The 21,668-nt window shown below is 24.9% G+C and carries 20 protein-coding genes and 1 riboswitch; of the genes, 3 read left to right on the forward strand and 17 right to left on the reverse strand.

Features of this window, described 5'->3' with window-relative positions:
- Window positions 1–40: 40 nt before the first annotated feature.
- From AC07E4_RS10180 to AC07E4_RS10195, 4 genes are all read right to left on the reverse strand, one after another.
- Complete coding sequence (locus tag AC07E4_RS10180) at window positions 41–1,129, reverse strand: GGDEF domain-containing protein (protein ID WP_478216314.1); 1,089 nt, start codon at window positions 1,127–1,129, stop codon at window positions 41–43.
- A 378-nt stretch (window positions 1,130–1,507) separates the two neighbouring features.
- The gene (locus tag AC07E4_RS10185; RefSeq protein ID WP_478216315.1) at window positions 1,508–3,208 is read right to left on the reverse strand and encodes an FAD-dependent oxidoreductase; all 1,701 of its coding nucleotides are present in this window, start codon (window positions 3,206–3,208) and stop codon (window positions 1,508–1,510) included.
- A 33-nt stretch (window positions 3,209–3,241) separates the two neighbouring features.
- Window positions 3,242–3,565 carry a rhodanese-like domain-containing protein gene (locus tag AC07E4_RS10190; protein WP_040328900.1) on the reverse strand — a complete coding sequence of 108 codons (324 nt, stop codon included), beginning with the start codon at window positions 3,563–3,565 and terminating at the stop codon, window positions 3,242–3,244.
- A 135-nt stretch (window positions 3,566–3,700) separates the two neighbouring features.
- Window positions 3,701–4,996, reverse strand: coding sequence for an amidohydrolase (locus AC07E4_RS10195; protein WP_478216316.1), 1,296 nt, complete (start codon window positions 4,994–4,996; stop codon window positions 3,701–3,703).
- Between the two features lie 99 nt (window positions 4,997–5,095).
- Window positions 5,096–5,192: riboswitch (purine riboswitch) on the reverse strand.
- 185 nt (window positions 5,193–5,377) lie between these two features.
- Here AC07E4_RS10195 and AC07E4_RS10200 point away from each other — a divergent pair.
- The gene (locus tag AC07E4_RS10200) at window positions 5,378–6,130 is read left to right on the forward strand and encodes an acyl-[acyl-carrier-protein] thioesterase (RefSeq protein ID WP_478216317.1); all 753 of its coding nucleotides are present in this window, start codon (window positions 5,378–5,380) and stop codon (window positions 6,128–6,130) included.
- Window positions 6,131–6,163: 33 nt separating this feature from the next.
- Here AC07E4_RS10200 and AC07E4_RS10205 read toward each other — a convergent pair whose 3' ends face one another.
- The 11 genes from AC07E4_RS10205 to AC07E4_RS10255 all read right to left on the reverse strand — a co-directional run bounded on the left by AC07E4_RS10205 (window position 6,164) and on the right by AC07E4_RS10255 (window position 16,806).
- Window positions 6,164–7,003: a lysostaphin resistance A-like protein gene (locus AC07E4_RS10205; protein ID WP_478216318.1), complete on the reverse strand. Its 840-nt coding sequence runs from the start codon at window positions 7,001–7,003 to the stop codon at window positions 6,164–6,166.
- 96 nt (window positions 7,004–7,099) lie between these two features.
- The gene (locus AC07E4_RS10210; protein ID WP_478216319.1) at window positions 7,100–7,747 is read right to left on the reverse strand and encodes a hypothetical protein; all 648 of its coding nucleotides are present in this window, start codon (window positions 7,745–7,747) and stop codon (window positions 7,100–7,102) included.
- A 297-nt stretch (window positions 7,748–8,044) separates the two neighbouring features.
- Window positions 8,045–9,826 (reverse strand): thioredoxin domain-containing protein, encoded by a 1,782-nt coding sequence (locus tag AC07E4_RS10215; RefSeq protein WP_478216320.1) that lies wholly within the window; start codon window positions 9,824–9,826, stop codon window positions 8,045–8,047.
- Between the two features lie 168 nt (window positions 9,827–9,994).
- On the reverse strand, window positions 9,995–10,393 hold the full coding sequence (locus AC07E4_RS10220; RefSeq protein ID WP_478216321.1) for a hypothetical protein: 399 nt from the start codon (window positions 10,391–10,393) through the stop codon (window positions 9,995–9,997).
- Between the two features lie 255 nt (window positions 10,394–10,648).
- Window positions 10,649–10,984 carry a hypothetical protein gene (locus AC07E4_RS10225; RefSeq protein WP_478216322.1) on the reverse strand — a complete coding sequence of 112 codons (336 nt, stop codon included), beginning with the start codon at window positions 10,982–10,984 and terminating at the stop codon, window positions 10,649–10,651.
- Window positions 10,985–11,105: 121 nt separating this feature from the next.
- Window positions 11,106–12,125, reverse strand: a complete 1,020-nt coding sequence (locus AC07E4_RS10230; RefSeq protein WP_478216323.1) for a DUF1835 domain-containing protein — start codon at window positions 12,123–12,125, stop codon at window positions 11,106–11,108.
- Between the two features lie 206 nt (window positions 12,126–12,331).
- Complete coding sequence (locus tag AC07E4_RS10235; RefSeq protein ID WP_040328890.1) at window positions 12,332–12,952, reverse strand: DJ-1/PfpI family protein; 621 nt, start codon at window positions 12,950–12,952, stop codon at window positions 12,332–12,334.
- 67 nt (window positions 12,953–13,019) lie between these two features.
- Entirely contained in the window at window positions 13,020–13,946 is a 927-nt protein-coding gene (locus AC07E4_RS10240) for a helix-turn-helix transcriptional regulator (protein ID WP_430829269.1), read from the reverse strand.
- Window positions 13,947–14,004: 58 nt separating this feature from the next.
- Window positions 14,005–15,051, reverse strand: a complete 1,047-nt coding sequence (locus AC07E4_RS10245) for a PD-(D/E)XK nuclease family protein (RefSeq protein ID WP_478216324.1) — start codon at window positions 15,049–15,051, stop codon at window positions 14,005–14,007.
- Between the two features lie 204 nt (window positions 15,052–15,255).
- The gene (locus AC07E4_RS10250; protein ID WP_430829272.1) at window positions 15,256–15,870 is read right to left on the reverse strand and encodes a hypothetical protein; all 615 of its coding nucleotides are present in this window, start codon (window positions 15,868–15,870) and stop codon (window positions 15,256–15,258) included.
- A 99-nt stretch (window positions 15,871–15,969) separates the two neighbouring features.
- Entirely contained in the window at window positions 15,970–16,806 is an 837-nt protein-coding gene (locus AC07E4_RS10255; protein WP_430829273.1) for an MBL fold metallo-hydrolase, read from the reverse strand.
- Between the two features lie 132 nt (window positions 16,807–16,938).
- On the opposite strand from AC07E4_RS10255, the gene AC07E4_RS10260 reads away from it, so the two are divergent.
- On the forward strand, window positions 16,939–17,448 hold the full coding sequence (locus AC07E4_RS10260; RefSeq protein WP_478216325.1) for a hypothetical protein: 510 nt from the start codon (window positions 16,939–16,941) through the stop codon (window positions 17,446–17,448).
- Between the two features lie 393 nt (window positions 17,449–17,841).
- Complete coding sequence (locus tag AC07E4_RS10265) at window positions 17,842–19,329, forward strand: phytoene desaturase family protein (RefSeq protein WP_478216326.1); 1,488 nt, start codon at window positions 17,842–17,844, stop codon at window positions 19,327–19,329.
- Between the two features lie 65 nt (window positions 19,330–19,394).
- On the opposite strand, the gene AC07E4_RS10270 is transcribed toward AC07E4_RS10265, so the two are convergent.
- Entirely contained in the window at window positions 19,395–20,414 is a 1,020-nt protein-coding gene (locus AC07E4_RS10270; RefSeq protein WP_430829276.1) for a CPBP family intramembrane glutamic endopeptidase, read from the reverse strand.
- Window positions 20,415–20,461: 47 nt separating this feature from the next.
- Entirely contained in the window at window positions 20,462–21,445 is a 984-nt protein-coding gene (locus AC07E4_RS10275) for a helix-turn-helix transcriptional regulator (RefSeq protein WP_478216327.1), read from the reverse strand.
- Window positions 21,446–21,668: the final 223 nt, after the last annotated feature.

Genomic DNA, 21,668 nt, shown 5'->3' on the forward strand with positions numbered 1-21,668 from the left:
CACATTATTAAACTTATAAATAATGTGTCCTATATCACTTTTATTTACTCATATTTTTACATAGATACATATTAGAATCGGCTTCTTCCACAGACTTTAGTATGTCCTGACTTGCATTTCTAGTACTAATACTATATCCACACGAAATTGTAGGCATTACTGGATCATTTATTCTGGCATCATCTATATCATTTATCATACATTTTATACATTTATTTATATCATTTTCTTCTATATTAGGTGCAATAACACAAAATTCATCTCCACCAATTCTGTAACAATGCCCTATTTTACTAAAACTTTTTTTAATTATTTCTCCTGATATTTTAAGACAATAATCTCCAACTAAATGACCATAAGTATCATTTATTTTTTTGAAATTATCTAAATCAAGTAAAATCACTCCTATGTTTTTTGATTTCTTTATATGCTTCAAATTTTTCTCAAATTCTTGTCTATTTAATAAATTAGTTACTACATCATATTTAAATTGTAATTCTCTTTGAAAAAGATAATACATAACAAGAACTAAACTTATACTGTGCCAAGTAGAATGTATACTTGGAAATAAAACTTGAATAGTTGTTCCAATTATTATAATTAAATAAAGTATAACTAAGAATATTTTTTCACTAAGTTGAAATTTAGCACATTGATTATAATTAGAAATCATAAGAATTATTAATCCAAATATATATGTTACTACGTAAACACTAAAACATGGTCCTCTAGAATATTCATTATTCATTGATATAGAAAATGTCCAACTTGTCCATGGAGATAAAATAAATACTGCTGCATTTAAAATACTTGGTATTATAATATATTTAATTTTTTTATATAATTTTTCATCAAATACCACTGCTAATATCACAGAAATTAGAGGAGAAATTGAGAACCCAATAATATTAGCAATTATATTATAAGTACGAAATTTAGATCCAGATAAATCAAATATATTTGTAGCTATTTCTGCAATTATAATTATAATAGTCATAATAGTTACAATTATATATGCTTTCATTGTTTTAGATGACATAACAGTATTATTAAAAATTAAATATAGTAGAATTAAAAGCATTAATATGTTAATTGCACTACTTGCAATTAAATCAACATTGTAATTCACTAATTTCTCCCCCTTTTTTATGAAATAGTATAATTAAAATTTTTAACAAACTACATTAAACTGAATTTTCTGATATTCAACTCTTATATTTTATCACCTTATTTGTTTTAAATATACATTTTAATTATATTTTTACATAATATTATATTATTTCCTTATAACTTGTTTTGCAACTTAACTTATATATTTTTTTAAGGTAAATTATTAAGTTTTTATTTAATTTATTATATAACTACTTAGAAAGTAATAAATTTTAAAGCTCAAATTACTCTATAATAAAGAAAAGCAACTAATAGATTTATCTCTATTAGCTGCTTCTATGAGTTTTTTTATTAATAAACTATAAATTTAATGTTTTCTAATTATGTGATGAGTTATTTAATTAAAATTATAATCAGTTAATATGCTGTCTCTATTTAATGTTTTGTCATTAAAGTATTCATAATAGCTTAAAGCTAAGAAGCTTCCAGTAATATTATATATATTGTCAAACCCTAAATTTTGTAATAATAATGATACATTGTAACTTCTTTGTCCTGTTCTACAATGAAGATATACTGGTTCATCCTTAGGAATTTCATCTATTCTATTTCTAATTTCACTAAATGGAATATTTTTAACTCCTTTAATATGACCATTATTATATTCGTTTGTTTCTCTTACATCTATTATACATGCGCCTGATTCAATTAAATCTCTTATTTTATTAACTCTTACTTGCTTAAAGTTTTTATTTAAAAGATTAGAACCAATATAGCCTGCAAAATTCACAATATCCTTTGCTGTTCCAAATGGTGGTGCATAACAGAGATTTATATTTTTAAGTTGTTCTACAGTAGCGCCAAATGAAATTGCTGTTGCTATTACATCAATTCTTTTTGTAACATCACCTTTTCCAATAGCTTGTGCTCCCAAAATTTTACCTGTTGGTACTTCAAATAATAATTTAAAATGAATACTACTATTATCTGGCATAATTCCTACTTTATCATTATTTATTAAATGTACAACATCATAGCTAATATTCATATTCAATGCTTTAATAAGACCTTCGCTTAATCCAGTAGCTGCTCCATTAAAACCAAATACCTTTATAGCAGATGAACCAATAAACCCTACATTATTAACTGGAATTCCATTTATTTTATCAGCTACAGCTCTTCCTGCAATTTGAGCTGGCCCAGCTAAAGAAATTTTTGTTACATCTTTTATTAATGGATTAAATACTTCTATTGCATCTCCAATAGAATATATATCTTTATCATTAGTTTTATAAGTTGAATCTACTTTTATTGCACCTGTCTTTCCAATTTCAAGTTTACTTTCTTTTGCTAAAGTTGTATCTGGAGTAACACCTATTGCCATTACAACTACTTTTGATTGAACCTTTTTTCCAGATTCAAGTAAAACTTCATTTTCAGTAAATCCAACAACTTTATCATTTAATATTAAATTAATTCCCTTATCCATCATTTCTTTATGAAAAATTTGAACAAGATCATAATCAAAAGTTTTTAATACTTGTGACATTGCCTCAATTAGCGTAACATTATAGCCAGCCTTATTTAAATTTTCTGCTGCTTCTACGCCAATATACCCTCCACCGATAATTGCAATATTTTTATATTTATTCTTCTTTATAAAATCATTTAAATTTTTTATATCTACTACATTTCTTATAGTAAATATATTTGTCTTATCCATACCTTCTATTTTAGGAACTATAGGATTTGCCCCCGGCGATAAAATTAATTTGTCATAATATTCCTCATATATTTCATTTTTTATTAAATCTTTAACTATTATCTTTTTATTTTTTCTATCTATACTTAAAACTTCATTATTAATTCTTGCTTCTATTTTATATTGTGACATAAACTTTTTAGGATTCATTAAAATAAGTTTTTCCCATTCATCAACAACTCCACTTAAATAATACGGTAAGGAACAATTTGAGAATGATACATGTGGTCCTTTTTCAAACATGATTATTGTGTCATCTTCATTTAATCTTCTTAATCTAGCAGCAGCTGATGCACCTCCAGCCACCCCTCCAACTATTAATATTTTTTTAGCCATAACTACTTACCTCTTTTCTACAATAAATAGATTTTATCTTTTTATATTTTTACCTGTATATGATCCGAAACCACCTTTTATATTAAACACATTATAACCAAGTTTATTTAATATTTTACAGGTTCTTAAGCTTCTCATACCTGATTGACAAATTATATAATACTCATCTTTCTTATTTAAACATTTTTCAGGGTTATTCAGTAAAGTGCTCATTGGAACTTTTTTAGAACCTTTAATAAACCCTTTACTTGTCTCATATGATTCTCTTATATCTATTAAATTAATCTCATTTAACTTTTCATCTAATTCACTTATTAAAATTGACTTTATACTATTCTTCTTAAAAATTGAAAACATCAATTTTACCTCCACTACATTAATAGTTTTTCTTGTTTAAATTATTATATTCTTTTAATATAAATTATACTGTGACAAAATCACATTTACTAAATAAAAAAAGTAGCCAAATTAATGACTACTTTCTTATACTTTTTACTTATTTATGATTTTTAGTTTTTCATTTTTTATTCTATTTACATTATAATAAACTTTTTCCATATCTATATTAGTAAATACACCATCTTTGTATACTATTTTACCATCTATTATTGATAAACATATATCATTTGCCTCAGCAGAATAAAGTATATTTGCTAATACATCATGTATAGGTTGCATATGTGGTTTATCAAAATCATAAATTACTATATCTGCTCTATTTCCAACTTTTATTACGCCTGAATTAAATCTTCCTTGAGCTTTTGCACCATTTAAAGAAGAAATTTTCATCATTTCTTTTGAGTTTAAAAATAGAGGATCCTTATTAGTTCCCTTATGTAATAATGCTGCTAAGTTAACTTCTTCTAGCATATTCAAGTTGTTATTACTTGCTGCACCATCTGTTCCTATAGTTACATTAATTCCATGCTCCATCATAGTTTTTAAAGGGGCTATACCACTTCCAAGTTTTAAATTACTACTTGGGCAATGTGCAATTGATACATTGTTTTCTTTAAGTATTGAAAAATCATCACCTTCAAGATAAACACAATGTGCTGCTGTTGTATTGCTTCTAAAAGTACCACAATTCAAGAAATATTCTGCTGGCGTTAATCCAAATCTTTTTTTACATTCTGCTACTTCAAGTTCAGTTTCAGATAAATGAATATGCATATTCATGCCTCTACTATTACAATACTCAGATATTTTACTAACTGATTCTTCTGAAGAGCTATATACTGCATGTATTGAAACATCTGCTTTAATTCTATCACTATTAGTGCTTTCTATATATTCATTTAATGCTTTTGTTTCTTTATATGCTGGACCATTAAAATAATCTTTTCTTCCTTCTATATCTGCATAACCATAAGATAAATTAGCTTTAATTCCTGATTCAGAAACAGCTTTTGAGATTCCTTCTAAGTTAAAATACATATCATTAAAAGAAACAACTCCACTTTTTATCATTTCTGCAATACCTAAAAGTGAACCATAATAACAATCTTCATTTGTAAGTAGCTTTTCAAATGGCCATATTTTCTCGCTTAACCATCTATCAAGTGGCAGTCCTTCACCATAACCTCTAAGTAATGTCATTGGCACATGGCAATGAGTATTAAAAAATCCTGGAGATGCAACTTTATTTTTTCCATCATAAACTTCACCATGATAATATTTAGGAATTTCTTTACCTATGTATATTATAGTGTTTTCTTCTATTAATATATTAGTGTCTTTTATAACATCATAATTTTCATCTATTAGTGTAATATTTTTAATTAACATAATTTCTCCTTACCTTACTAAAATTTATTATTTTTTTATTACAGAATCAACTTTATAATTTACATAAAAAACTACCGCAATTACTGATTATAAGTTAACTCCACAAAAGAATTAACTTATAATCAACTATTTACGGTAGTTGGTAGAAACGTTCAACCGATTATGAACTTATATAAGTCAAATTTAAATATATTAAAATTATCATTTATTATATATTCTTTTTTAATACTTTTCAAGTAATTTGTTCTTTTTTATAATCAAAAAATAATTTTATACTCTATAAACTATGTTAAACAAATTCAATTTTAATATATTTATTGAATATAAATTCATATTATGTTATTTTAAAATAATAGTGGTATTTTTGAGGGGGTAATATTTTTGAGTAATAGATTTGAAAAAAACTATAAAGTAAACGTTTATGATGTAGATTCTACAATGAAATGTAAGTTCTCATCATTATTAAATTACTTATGGGATGTTGTGATTGCACAATCTGAATCATTAGGTGAAACTAAGGAAGGAATAATTCATAACAGTTGCATTTGGGTGCTTCTAAAATATGATATAAATATATATGAATATCCTAAATTTAAAGATGTGATAACTGTTGATACTGAGGCTATTGGAATTAAAAAATTCTATGGATATAGAAATTACACTATAAAAAACTCCGACGGCAAAATTATAGGAGATGCTTTTTCTACAGCTATAGTAATTGATGCTGAAAAAAGACGTCCTCTTAGAATAACACCAGATCAATATGATATCTATGGAATTACTGGTGAATTTGATAAAACTGTTGTGTTAGATGATTTAATATCACTTGAAAATGCACAGTATTCTAAAGAATATTCTATAAGATATAGTGATATTGATTCTAATAACCATGTTAATAATGTAAAGTACATTGAGATGTCAATTGACACATTACCAGAGGACATAGTGAATAACTATAGATTATCAAATATTAAGGTGTTATTTAAAAAGGAAACATCTTATGGAGATACTATACATATTTCAACTGAAGTTATAAAAAATGAAAATGATAAAATTAACACGCTTCACACAATAACATCAACTGAGGGAAAACTTCTTACAAAATTACAATTAGAATGGAAGCAATATGAATAAAAATAAATCACCTAACTAGGTGATTTATTTTTATTATATATTAACTTGTTCATTACTTATTGTCTTATTCTTTTTCTTAAATATTTTTCTATTGTTATAAATATATTTTCCAAGTATTATAGTTGCTATAATTAAAAGTATACTCCCAATTATTAAGTCTTTAGTAGGATTTATGTTGCTTACTATATCCTTATTTAAGGTTCCATTGAAAAAACCTACAATGTCAAATATAGATGCAATAGTATTGTTAAGCATGTGAATGCTCATTGGAATTAATATATTTTTATACTTTTCATATAGTATACATGCTATAAATCCAAAAATCATAGCTCCTGCCTTTACTGAATCCAAATGCAATGCACCAAATATTATAGATGATAATATTGCTCCAAAAATTATTCCTATATTTCTAGAAAAACTCTTAAATATTATTCTTCTAAATACTAGTTCCTCTAATATAGGTGCTAAAATAGCTATAGCAATTGTGACTCCTATTAATTCTAGTCCATTATTTACATCATAATGGTTTTCATTCATAATCTTAATTGCCTTTTGAGGATTAAATTTATATATTATAGCTGTAATTACAGTACTACTTCCAAAAGAAAAAACAGCTAATGTAATATAAAGTAATAAAATCTCTTTTATATTAAATTTATTTTTGAAATCATTAAATCTTTCACAAATTGAATTCTTATTTGCCTTTCCATAAATTAATAAAATTATTATTAAAGTTGAATCTATAAAAATTCTTTCTCCTAAACGAGTAATATTATAGTTTGTTATAGCACCAATTATTCCAAATAAAATAAAAGTAAATATAGAAACCAAAATTTCTATAAAAATTAATTCAAATACTCCAATCTTCTTCATTGTTGTCCCCCTTAAAAATGTAAATATTATGTATAATTTTAACATCTAATATGATTTTTGTAAAATAAAACAAAGCACCCTATATAGGTGCTTTTACTAATCTCTTATTTTTCCAACATAATTGCATATATATGAGTGCTCTTTTTGAAGTTGTCTTTGATACCAATCAGTTTTTATTACACTAATATGTGCATCTACCATCTTTTTAACTCTGTTTTCTTTTGTAAATTGTTCTATTATAGCTATTCCAAAACATATGATTATTGCCACTGTTAGTATACGTTTAGTTATAGTCTCAAAACTTGGGAAAATACAAAGAGCTCCACCACCAAAAACACCTAGTGCAATACACATATATGTTATATACTCCATGTGATATTTAAGTTTTTTTACTTTTCCTAGTAATCTATCTATTACTCCAAAATCTTTAAAATATATTTCTAATTTACTTTTGTATAATACCATAAATTTGTTTAAAATTTCACCATATCTCTTGTCGCCAACAGATTCAGATATTCTCATACACATAACTAATGGATAATCATAATCTCCAATATCTTTGTACTCAAATTCATCTCTTTTTGTTAAACTTGGAATTTTAACTTTTAACTCATACTTACTATCAATAACCAATTCATAGTTATCGTTTACTAATATTGTGTAATTATCTCTTATATTCTCTAATGCTCTTAAAATTGTTCTGTTATTGGAATATGCTTTACTTACAATATCTATAATAGTCATTATGTCACCTCTTTCATTATTTTTATATTTATTATAAAAGGAACTATTTCAAATAGTTCCTTTACCTCACTAAAATACTTTAATCTTACGTTTACTATATATAATATTTTCGAGTTATTTTCAAATTTCTTAAGGTTGTAATTAATATTTTCAAAATTAAAAGTATTTAATTTTTATTATATGATTTTTATGTACTAAAGGTAATAAAACAATTAAATATAAATCTATAGTTTTGCTATACAACTAAAAAAAGTTTTAAAATAAAGAATTTAAATCTCTATTTTAAAACTTTTTTAATTACTTTAAATACTCTATAACTGCATTTAAATACATTGTATATGATATTGGTGACTTATTAGCTGTAGCAAAAAAATATCTTATTTGCTTTTTAGTATATTCTTTAAGCTTTTCATCTTGTGTAATTTTAGATAATTTTAAAAGCACGTATGCCGCTACAGAATTGCCTGACGGAATTGCACCATCATATAATTCTTTTGGTCTTAAAATTAACTTTTCTGCATCATTTCCATATAAGAAGAATCCACCTTTATTTTCGTCCCAAAATTTATCAATCATGCTATTAGTAAATTTTATAGCATCTTTCAAATAAGCTTCTTTGTCAGTTGATTCATACATTTCAATAAATGCCCATACAAGAAAAGCATAATCCTCTAAATATGCTAAATATTTAGATTCACCATCTCTAAATCTTGCAAGTAACCTACCTTTTTCATTTATTAAATTTCTTTTTATAAAATCAATTGCATTCTCAGCAGCATTTAAATATATATCATTTTTAAGGATTTTATATGCTTTTGATAAAGCAACTATCATTAAAGCATTCCATGAAGTAAGTATTTTATCATCTGTATATAAATTAGTTCTTTCTTTTCTGTATTTAAATACCTTTTCTCTTAACTTATTAATTTCTTCATTGCTACTTTCAAAACTATCATTATATAGTAAATTGGCTATGCTTTTTCCTTCAAAATTACCACTTGGAGTTATATCAAAATAGTCATTAAACCTTTTTCCATCCGCATCTCCAAGTACTTCACAAATTTCTAATGGGTTAAACACATAAAACTTTCCTTCATGTCCATCACTATCTGCATCTTGTGCAGAATAAAATCCATTTTCTTTACCTTTAAGTTCTCTTAAAACATAATCTATAGTTTTAATTGCAACCTCCTTATAAAAATCCTTTTTAGTTAATTCATAACACTCTAAATAAGCTATTATAAGTAATGCATTATCATAAAGCATTTTTTCAAAATGAGGCACTAACCATTTTTCATCCGTAGAATATCTAGAAAAGCCAAATCCTACATGATCAAAAATACCTCCTCTATACATACCCTCTAAAGTTTTTTCAACCATATTTAGTGCTTCTAATTCACTAGTAATCTTATAATAATTTAAAAGAAACAGTAACTTATGAGGTGTTGGAAATTTAGGTTCTTTACCAAAACCACCATAAACACCATCAAAGATTTTTTTACAAAATTCATAACCATCTTCAGCTATTTTAAAAGAAACATCTTCATTATATTCCTTTGGATCAAACTCTTTTGATATTTCATGCATAAACTCTAAACTTGCTTTTTCTATTTTTTCACTATTATTTTTCCATTCTAAGCTCATTGTATCTAAAATCTCTAAAAAACCAGGCATATTATATTTAGAATACTTAGGAAAATATGTACCAGCATAAAATGGGTTAGCATTAGGCGTTATAAAAACACTTAGTGGCCATCCCCCTCCACCAGTTAGAGATTGACAAACTGTCATATAAACACTATCAATATCTGGTCTTTCTTCTCTATCAACCTTAATACAAACAAACTTTTCATTCATTTTGCTGGCAACTTCATCATCTTCAAAACACTCATGTTCCATAACATGACACCAATGACATGTAGAGTAACCGATACTTAAAAATATAGGTTTATTTTCTTTTTTTGCCTTTTCAAAAGCTTCATCACACCATGAATACCAATTGACTGGATTATAAGCATGTTGAAGCAAATATGGAGACTTTTCATTAATTAATCTATTAGTTTTTAAATCATTATTCATAAATACTACCTCATATTATAAAACTGTTTAATAATATGGTTATCTTTAGATAAAGATTTTATTCAATGATACCTATAAAATATAAAATTTATCTAATATACATAATAAAATAACCTAGCAATTAGAAAACCTTTTACTCCAAATGCTAGGTTATTTTTATATTTCATTTTACAAATATAACATTTTTTCTTCACGTAGTTCATGCAGCGTTTTATCATTGCCTTTAATCATAGCCCAATCATAAATTCTAATACTAGACCAGCCTGTTACCTTTTGTCCCCATTTATTAAAAGTAAGTTTTTCATTATTAAAATTAACATACTTACTATCAATAACTGTAGCTTCTGAATTGTATCTATTTTTAATCACTACAATATCTCCACTTTTGATAATTCCCCACTGAAATAACTTATCCATACCAGGAAGTATAGTTCTAGTTATAGCTGTGTCACTCTTATTCTTATATTTTGATATCTTTTTACTATCCACCTCAACATAAAAATCTTCTAAACATGGCGGAGGTAGTATTCTACTTATATCTATAAAATATTCTTGTCCTATTTTCATTGGACTTAACTGAAAACAACTAATATCTACACCATTTTCTATAAGCCAAGCAGATGCTGATAATGTTTGTTTATCAAAAGATGATGCTATAAGTATTATTCTCTGCTTTAAATTAAAAGTCTTTAATGAATTATTCTTTTCAAGAAAATCATTTAAAATTCTTGATGCCTTTTCGCAAGCTGTTAAATCTCCAAGTTCAAATTCGTCTCTATACTTTTCAATATATGCTCCAAAAACCTTATCAACTAATTCATCTTAAGTTTTAATTTTTGCATAACTTGCAGCATACCTTATAGCTTGAAACTCAAAAGCCTCTTTTCTTTGTATAATATCCGCAGCATCTCTTTTAATCTCAATAAGCACAACATTGCCATTTTCATCTACTGTTGTTAAATCACTTCTTCCATTTTCCTTATTCACAACTTGTTTTCCAACCACAAGAAGACTTTCATCCTGAAAAATAACATCTATATTTTTTCTTAAAAATTCTTCTATATGTTCTTCTCTTAAGTTTAAAGATTTAAAGTTAGTATTTTCTATTTCAACATCTTCAACTTCTATAGAATTTTGTATTTTTACTGAAATTAACATTATCACTACCACCTAATTATTGTTATATTTATGATTATAACCTTTTAGTAAAATTCTAATACACTTATTAATTATAGTATATAGCAAGATTTCACTCTTACATTTATATTATTTTCACAAATTAGCGTTTTAAATTTCTCACTTGACCTATAGTTAATCCTGTTTTTTCTGCTATTACTTCTATTTCTAATACATCTAATAGTTTATTTGCTATATTTATCTTTTCTTCAAGCCTGCCCATGTTTATATATTCTTCTATAAATTCGTTTTCGTCTTCTTCATCTTTTTCTCTTTTTTCCCAAAATTCAATTTCATCATTATAATTTCTTAAATATTCTAATCCTTGTTCAGTTATACTTATTTCCATTTCCCTCATAATATCAAAGTTTCCTCTGTAACTTATCATTCCCATTTTAATAAGCTCTTTTACTCTCCAAAAGATATACACATCTGAAATTAAAATTTCACTATTTCCAAGTACTTCACCTATGATTCTTGCTGATTTTTTAAATTCTTTTGGAGTATATTTTAATATAAATGCATCAAAATAATCCTCATTTACATTTTCAACTTTTCCTTTTTTTAAAATACGAAGATTTGAATTTTCTTTTTTTAATGATTTCCATTGTGTTGATAGTTTTATATATTTATCTTCATCTATATTCCTATTTATTTTAATATATTCTCCAAATTTTCCTGGCATAATTTCACTTGTACATCGTGGTATGTATATGCCATATTTTACTTCAATAGGCCTATCAGATACATTTATAAGATAAACATTTTTCCATTTATCCTTTAATAATTCTAATGTGTACATTAATCCACAAATTTCAATAGCATTTTGTCCATGCCAAAAATATATGATGTCGTTATCCTTTATCTTAGAAATTTCATTTTCAAATTCTATATAATTTTTCCTAAGCTCATCAATATTCTCATAATAATACTCATCTTTACTAATTGTTTCTTCAAACCAATTAATTCTTCTCTCTACGTCTATGTAATGTTCAATAGGACCTTCAGAAATATTATCATATAATGATATAACTTTTTCACCTTCTATGATTTTTTTATTAATAGCATATTTTAAACTTCCTCTTGAAGATTGTGAAAAACATATATGAATTGTCTTATTCATAAAAAATCTCCCTTATAGTTTATTTATAGTGTCTTTTATACTCATTCTTATTTATATAAAACACATATTATCATTTAAAAATTTATTTTCTAATAGTAAATTATCCTATTAAAAATCATATCATAACTACTCTTATAATTCTAATAACATAACACTAATTTTGATTAATTAAATGTTCATATTAATTTTTTTTTATATTTAGATATTTACTCAAAACTAGACATTAATTTAACGTAATATTTAGCATCACCTGTTAAGTAATAGTTGTACCAGGCTTGTATTGTTTTAGCTGAATAAATATTTAGATATTCAATAATTTGTTTTGCCCATAGTAGCGAACCAGCGGAACTTGCAGTTATTACATTATCATTTATTACTGAAAGTTCATTTATGTATAGAGATTGACCTTTATATTTTTTTGAGAACATAGAAAGGTATTCAATTGAATTACTTGTATGTGCATGATTATTTAATATACCTAATTCAGCTAATGCTAAAGTTGCACCACATATAGCAGCAACTAAAATTCCTCTTTTTACATATAAATTAGCTTTTTCTAAAATAAGTTTTTGTTCTTCATCATGCCATGTATTTGCACCAGGTAGTAATAATGCTGCTATTTCATTTTCATTTATTTCTGTAATTGATATATCTGGTATTAATGTTAGACCTCCTAGTGTCTTAATTGGTTCTTTTCTTATACCAACAGTTTTAATTATGTACTTAGATTCTTTAATCATATTTTGCATACTAATTGCTTGCAAAACATAACCAATCTCACAATCTGCTAAAGTGTCTAAAACATAAATGTATATTATTTTTTTCATTTAATTACTTCCCTTCTTTTATATAAATTTTCTTAACAAAAATATTATATAGAAAAAACAGTGACATCTATTTGTCACTGTTTTTATAAACTCTTAATGTTTTTTCAAGATGTTTCTGAATTTTAAGTGCAAAAGAAGGTGGTGATAGTACTTTTATTTTATCACCAAATCCAAGTATAATAGAAAATAGCATAAAGTCATTTTCTTTCATACTAAATTCACTAGTAATTACATTATTAATTTCCATAGTTGTTGCATTTGGAAAATATTCTTCTACTAAAGTCTTCATATCTTTATCATATTCTATGCAAACACTTATATTTCTATCATTTCGCTCTGTTTCATATTTTTCTAATTCGTATTGAATGTTATATTTTCTTAACCACTTTTTATTAGTAACTGTTAGGTTTCTTATACGAACAATTTTATACATACAAAAATTTTTATTGTCACGATTATAAGCAAATACATACCATGAATACCACCTATAAAAAACATTCAAAACATCTGCTTCAACTTTACTTGATTTATTTTGAGAATTAGTATACTTAAAAGTTATAGCAAAGTGTTTCTGTATTGAGTTTTTAAGTGTATCTATAGTTTCTACAACATAATCATTTTCATTAATAACTGAAAGGTCAATTTCTAGCATATTTTCTACACTAGAGTCTTTTAAAATATGTTTTACCTTCTCATATGTTTCTTTAACTTTTTTATCACCATAAATATCTTTTAAACTCTTAAGTGCTAATAACATATACTTTGAATTATCATCATCAATTATTTTTTCATTTATTTTATAATTACTTTGTATAGAGTACCCACCCTTAGAACCAATTTCAGAATATATAGGAATACCTGCTAAAGTAAGGTCATTTATATCTCTTAAAATAGTCCTTCTTGATACACCAAATTCTTCAGCAAGTGTATTTGCACTTACACACTTTCTATTAAGTACATAAAATAGAATTTTCAGTTGTCTTTCAATCTTCAAATTTATCTCCTATGTTTTAAGTTTTTAATATTTTATATTAATTAAGTTCTAAAAAGAACTAATTATCTATTATTAAATCTAGTTTATTAATTAAATTATGTACTATCAAATAATAATCATGGAAACCATTATATCTAAGTTTAAAGTTGCCAACTGTTAATGTAGCATTTCCTCGTATCTTCTTTTTTTCTATCCCCTCTATTTCTTCTAGTATATCTATTTTCTGTATCAATCTTTCTTTTTCTCTATCCATAATTTCTTTAGTCTCTTCATCTAATTTTCTGTATGGTATGTATGGCAAAGTTTCAAAATGAACATAGACTTTTTCTCCATATGCTTCTATATGAATATTAAAATTTATATTATCAATAGTCTTATTCCAATTTTGTTTCCATAACTTATAAAAAATTTCCCCACCTTTTGCTGAATTACTAATATCACAACAAATATCCTTTGTATTACTCATAAAGTTTTCAGTTACATAGAAGCACAAATCTTTTTCCATTTTATCACCTTGAAAATGCTCTAAGTACAATTCAAAACTTAGCTCTTTAAGTTGATCTAATTTCATTTTTTCACTAAGTATATACGCTTCATAGAAATCTTCTACAACTTTATTACTAGAATATTTCTTTAAAACTACTTCTAAATCTAAATATTTATAGTGAATGAAATTACTATTTGAAAGATTTATATTGAAATTATTTTTAGTTAGATATCTACATTCAATTCTGCAATTATATTTACTAAAATTATCCTGAATTATATTCCAGTATCGTTCTGTTTGTTTATCACCTTCTATTGAAAACACTTTATTTTCAATACACACAACATGAACTATATCTCCATCTTTATTTTTTTCAACGATTACAATATCAATAAAATTATTTTTATTATTACTTTTTCCATAATACTCACGATATACACTAACACTATTATTTTCATTTATTTTGTCGCATCCGATAGCTTCAAGAAAATCATTTGCTATATCAATGCCAAAATTATGATCTTCATTGGGATTAAGTATCCATGCTAACATATTAGATACAACTACTTCTTTTCCATACAATCCTAATACTCTGAATACATTTCCTGAATTCCCCACTATATTTCTCCCTTTGTATCTATGTAATTTTTTATTCAATTTATATTATACTTTAATCATGTTTTCCATTGCTATACTTCTAATAATCATTTTAAAAAGACCACTAAAAAAGTTAATTTAACTTAAAAATCACCACATAATCATTTATTTTATAAGGTGTACTTTTAGTAAAAATAATAGTTTTTCAATGGTCTAATTTCAAATTTAATTATTTCTTAAACGAATAAGTTCTGATGCTGCTTTAAGTCTTCTCTCTGGATCTTCTGACCTTAACTCTTCTTCTAATATGGCTATTGCTTCTGAAAGTAAATTATTAAGTCTATCTATATTATCATTTATTATAAAACATTTCTTTCCTAAAACTTTATCTATATTATATGATTCTACAACATCTTTATATTGACATATTGTGTTTCTATTGCTTAATAACTTCTGAATATCATTACTTAAATCTTTTATTAAAACTTTATTTGTCCATTTCACCTTTCGTCTATGACACATAGCATCTATTTCATTATCAAACTGTTCTTCGTATATATAATCATCAATAACTCCAATATATGCCCATTGTTTTTCAGATACTAATACAACATCACCTTTTTTCATTGTATTAACAAATGTATTAACTTGTCCTAAAGCATTTCCAAGCTTATAACCTGAAATTTTATATTTATTTTGTAATGTATTTCGTATTTCATCTTTATTTTGATTTTTAAGATTTCCTATTCCTGGCCATCCAATGCATATGAAGTTTTCATCAATAAATTCTTTTATCCTTTCATTTCCATGTGGCTTTGATTTCATTTGAAAAATCTTCATAATAAACCTCCATTCTATTTTTATTGAAAATTAAGTTTTACTTCTTTATAATTATCATATTCTAGAATGCAGTGTTAAATAACATAGCTTTATACTTTTTTAAAATTCTACAATAGTTCCAGTGCTAAAATATTGTACTTTTTCACCTACTGTACTTCTAAGTATTTTATAAGCTGGATCGCCTGTGCAATGACAAGTGTATATATGTTCTACACCTAAATCAATTAATCTCTTTCCTAATGCTTCTACTTCTTCTTTTGTAATATTCATAGAATTTGGTCCCTTAAGTCCCATTAAATGAAATCCACCAATGACTGCAAATACTTTCTTCCCTTTAAAAGTGTTTTTTACTTCTTTTACGATATTATCTATACCACCATGAGAACAACTATTTAAAACTATTAGTCCATTTTTAGTTTCAAACACTAGACTTTGCTCATGCTTAAAATTATCTGGCTTTAATCCATCTTTAGTCATACGATACATATGAGCTTTTTTTCCTCTAGATTCTAAATTCTCAGTTTTATGTGATATAAGCCACACACCGTCGTCAATTTTATAATCTTCATTTATATACATGAACCTATCTGAATATTTATCTAAAATTCCTTTAGGAATACCTATATATTTCTTAATTGGTCCTATTTTTATATAACATTTATCTTTTACTTCATTCCTCACATATACATTAGCTTTCTTATTTATATTAAAAAAACCATCATATCCCCCAGAATGATCTGAATGGTTATGTGAAAGAATTGCAACATCTACATTTTCTAAATCAATATCTAACTTTTTAGCATTTTCAACAAAGTTGTCAGATAACCCTGTGTCTAAAAGATATTTCTTTTTATTATATTCAATATAAACAGCTAATCCATGTTCTGCTATAAGATCATTATTAGATTTATTTTCTATAAGTGCAATCAACTTCATTTAACTTTCCTCCCTAATAAATACATTAATGTATTTATTGTAAAAATTTGAATTTTTTATTATCTAAATATATTTTACTACTTTTCTGAATATAATAGTTAATATATAAAATTTATAAGGTGGTGTTCCTTTTTGAACATTTTATTATTAGGTCTATTTGTTGCATTGCTAATTTTTGAAATATTTACACTGCCGAAAAATATTAAAAACTATGTATCCAAAGGTCTGTGTAACTTTAAAATGTTAACTTTTGATATTATTGTTTTATCTATATTTGCCTTATTAATTATTATTACAAATATAGATTCACCTACCAAAACAGATTTTGCTTTAGAACTTATATTACTATCAACTCTATTTGTCATTTTCATTAGAAATACAACAAATAGAATAACCGAAAATGTTATTTATATAAACGGCAATAATTATGATATAGACACTATTGATAGTTTTGAGTGGAGTGATAAAAAATCTAAAAACTACTTTTCTAAAACTATTGAATATTATACTTTAGCTTTGACAGTTAAGACAAAGCATAAGATTTTTGATACTAACACAGAAACCATTTATATTGATATACAAAGCAATGATAAAGAAAAAATAAATTGTCACCTAACACAAAAGCTTAATAAATTAGCTTAAATTTAAACCTATTTTTTAGCTGTAAATATATTAATTTTAAATTAATAGTTCATTTTAAGATGATTTTATATATTAAAGTCATCTTTTTTTAGTAAAAATTTAATATACATTAGGCTTCTAATCTCAAATGGTACTATTAAACTTATAGTTTATTCTATTATCATGTTTGAAACCACTTAAAAAGTAAGAGTGAAATTTGAAATTTATGGTTAATATTATTCATTTCATTCATAATATTTCTTTTTTTAGATATTATGAACAAAGTGATCACTATAAACCATTTTTTATTATAAATTTTAAGTATAAATTATGATTTAAAGTAAAAAATAAATAATCATTAGATGACTAATGACTTTTGATATCTTTTACCTTTATGAAAGGGTGTGTTATGAATTGACTAAATCTGTAATAATTGTGGGCGCTGGTATAGGTGGTTTAGCAACTGCTGCTAAACTTTTAAGTAAGGGCTATAAAGTTACTATATATGAAAAAAACTCTACAATTGGAGGCAAACTTAATTTTATTAAAACTGAAAACTTCAAATTCGACTTAACTGGATCTATTTTAATGACTCCAGAAATATATAAAGAAGTTTTTAGTTTTGCTGGGAAAAACTATATTGATTATTTTAAACTTAAAAGATTAGATCCACTTTATAGAGCTTTTTATTGTGATGGTAGTCACTTTGACCTATTTAATAATATGTCTAAATTAACTAAAAGCCTTGAAAGAATATCTAAACATGATTCTATTGGATATTATAAATTTTTATCTAAGGTTTATGAAAAATATATCATAGCTGATACAAATTTTTTGAAAAACTCTTTCAGTAATACAAAAGATTTTATAAATTTAAACTCATTAAAAAAAATACTTGAAATAAATACATTTTCTACAGCATATGATTATATTTCAAAATATATAAATAATGAAAAACTAAGAAATCTTCTAGCCTTTCAAGCATTTTATGTTGGTATTTCACCATTTGAAGGTCCAAACATCTATAATCTTATACCTACTATAAGTCAACTTTATGGACTTTGGTATATTGAAGGCGGCATGTATTCTTATGTAAAAGCATTAGAAAAATTAATTGTAGAGCTTGGTGGAAAAATTATTACAAGTGCCCCTGTTGATGAAATTGTAATACAAAATAAAAAAGCTATAGGAGTTAAAACTTCTTTAGGATTTCAAAAATCCGATATAGTAATATGTGATGCAGATTTTCCTTATGCAGTAAGTAACTTAATAAAAGATAGATATTCCAAAGGTAAATATACAGAGAAGAAAATATCCAATATGAAATATTCTTGTTCAACATTTATAATGTATATTGGTCTTAAGAAAAAATATCCTTGTCTTAACGTTCATAATTTATATATTGGGGAAAACTTCAAGAAAAATTTAGAATGTGCTTTTATTGGAAAACTTCCTTTAAATCCTTCAATGTACATATATTGCCCAAGTAGTATTGATAATTCTATGGCAAATGAACATATGGAATCTTTAAATATTATGGTTAGAGTACCTAACACTTTATTTAAAAACATAAAATGGAATGAAAAAACTATCAAATTAATGAAAAACAGAATATTTAATGAACTTTCAAAAATAGATGGACTTTCTGATATTAAAGAAAACATATTGTATGAAAATTATTTAACACCTAATGACTTACTAATTAAATTTAATTCTTATGGTGGCACTGCTTTTGGACTTAGCCCTACTCTTTCTCAAACTAATTTTTTTAGGCCTCATATTAAATCACCTACAGTAAATAATCTATACTTTGTAGGTAACTCTGTGCATCCAGGTGCAGGTATATCTATAGTATTGCTATCAAGTAAGCTTGCTGTAGAAGAAATCCTTTATAATAAATAAATATGAAAAATTTTACTTCATAATACAAAAAACTTGCCAAAATAACATTTTAGCAAGTTTTTATATTATAAGTTTGTTGTACCTATTTCTGTATGATTATTCTCTTTATATTCTTTAGAAAAAATAAATGGTCCAAACATGATAAGTGAAATTATTATGTTTATTATTAAAGATACTATAGTAAATGCTCCTCCATCCATTTCTCCACCATTAAATATACTGACTAAAGAATTATTTGTTATATGAATTAATATTGGAGTCCATAAATTTTTAGTTTTCATATATGCAAAACCTAAGAAAATTCCTAAAAACATACAATAAGCTATATGAAATATAATACAATATATAGGAGTTTCTGGTGAGTATACTTTAATGCATAATGGAAAATGCCAAATCCCCCAAATAGCCCCTAATATTAGTACACCTATCTTTTTTCCAAAAATATTTTGAAATCTAGGTTGTAAATAGTATCTCCATGCAAATTCTTCACCAAAAAAGCAAACAAATGACATAATTGAGCCTATAAATACACTTATTGGTAATATACCTAATGTTATAATTATTGTCTCAATATCAATGTAATTCTCACTGTCAATTATATATAATATTATTACTTTAGCCACTAATAAAAAAATAAATATTAAAAGTGTTTTAAATATTTTTTTAAAATTATTATCAAATTTTAAATTTATGTCTTTAAAACAATCATTACAAAATATTATAATTACTGATGTAATACTTGATATATATATACCTATTTTTAATACAACTGAAAAAATATATAAACTTTTAAATATAAATATACTTATAAATAACCCTATAATAAAAATTAAAGTAGTTACCATAAATATAATATAAAATGTATTTATGGATTTAGATATCTCTTCTTTTTGAATGTATTTAATTGTAATAATTGTTGAAAATGCGGGATAAAGCATTTGTACTAATGCAAAATCACCTAAATTTTCCGACAGTCCATTTTTATATGTAACCCATAATAATACTCCCATTATTGAAGTTATAAAAAAATTAATTCCTAATGAAATAAAAATTTCCTTCTTATTTTTTTGTAAGCAATTATTCATTATTGATTCTCCTTATAAATTTATATATATTAATTATTTATAAATGACTATGCATTATTATAAAGCTCATATATTTTCTTGGATTCATTTTTCATGTCTTCTACCAAAATTTCAGGTGAAATTACTTTTACCATACTTCCTTGGCTTAGTAACCACATTTTTACTCCTGTTCCATAAACTTGAGCTTTAACTTTATATACATTATCTAATTCATTAATAACTTCTGCTGTAGGTAATCTATCTAAAACTGCTTCTAAAGAACTACCTTTATATTCAAATATTATAGTTTCTAAATCTCCTGTATACATAAATTGAATACGTTTTCTAAACTTTCCATCTTCAAACCTTTCGCCATAGTCGCTAACATCAAATTTTTCATTAGTATTTTGTAATTTATCAATTCTATCTACTCTATAAACTACTGGGTTTTCTTCTTCTGATTTTTTCACTTTAAAATATGCTATCAAATAAAAATAGTACTCTGAAAATATTATAGCTAGAGGCTTTAAACTTCTTTTTACTGCTTGTCCACCCATTTTTACATAATCTATTTCTATAATCGAATTATCTCTTATGCATTCACTTAACTCCCAAAGTATATCTAATAAATTTTTGTCATGTTGTAATGACTCAAAGTTATGCTTTTCATTACCAATAATGGTTTTTACTGCCTTTCTTTCTTCTGGATGCATTTGAATTAATAAAGAATCTATAACATGATTCATTTCATCTTTATTTAAAGCCCTACTTTCAAGCAATATTTTACTTATAGCTAGTACATCCTTCTTATTTAAAAATTCTCCCTTTTTTTCTATAAAGTATCCTTTTTCTTTTCTATTATATTTTGCCTCTACATCACATTTGGAATCAGAATTTACAAAAAAATATGCATTTATATCCTCTATATCTCTCTGAATAGTTTTCCTATCAACCTTAAACTTATCTGAGTAAAAATCTTTATCTACTTTACCTCCTGTAATAAGCTTCTCATAAATTTCTAATACTCTACTTACTTTAGACTGTTTTTCCATACTGTTGCTAAATCTCCTTGCACATATAATTTGCTTTTATTATACCTTTTTATTTATATTTTTTCCATATTATTCTTAATGAAGATTTTATATATTATAAAACAAAAAAATAGAGAGTATTTGCCTCTCTATAAATCTAAATTTTTTAAAATTTTTCTTTTAAATATCCATAAACGTCATTTTCTCTAGCTTCTACTATAGTATACTCATCTTATTTAAAACA

Source organism: Clostridium amazonense (genome assembly GCF_056431285.1).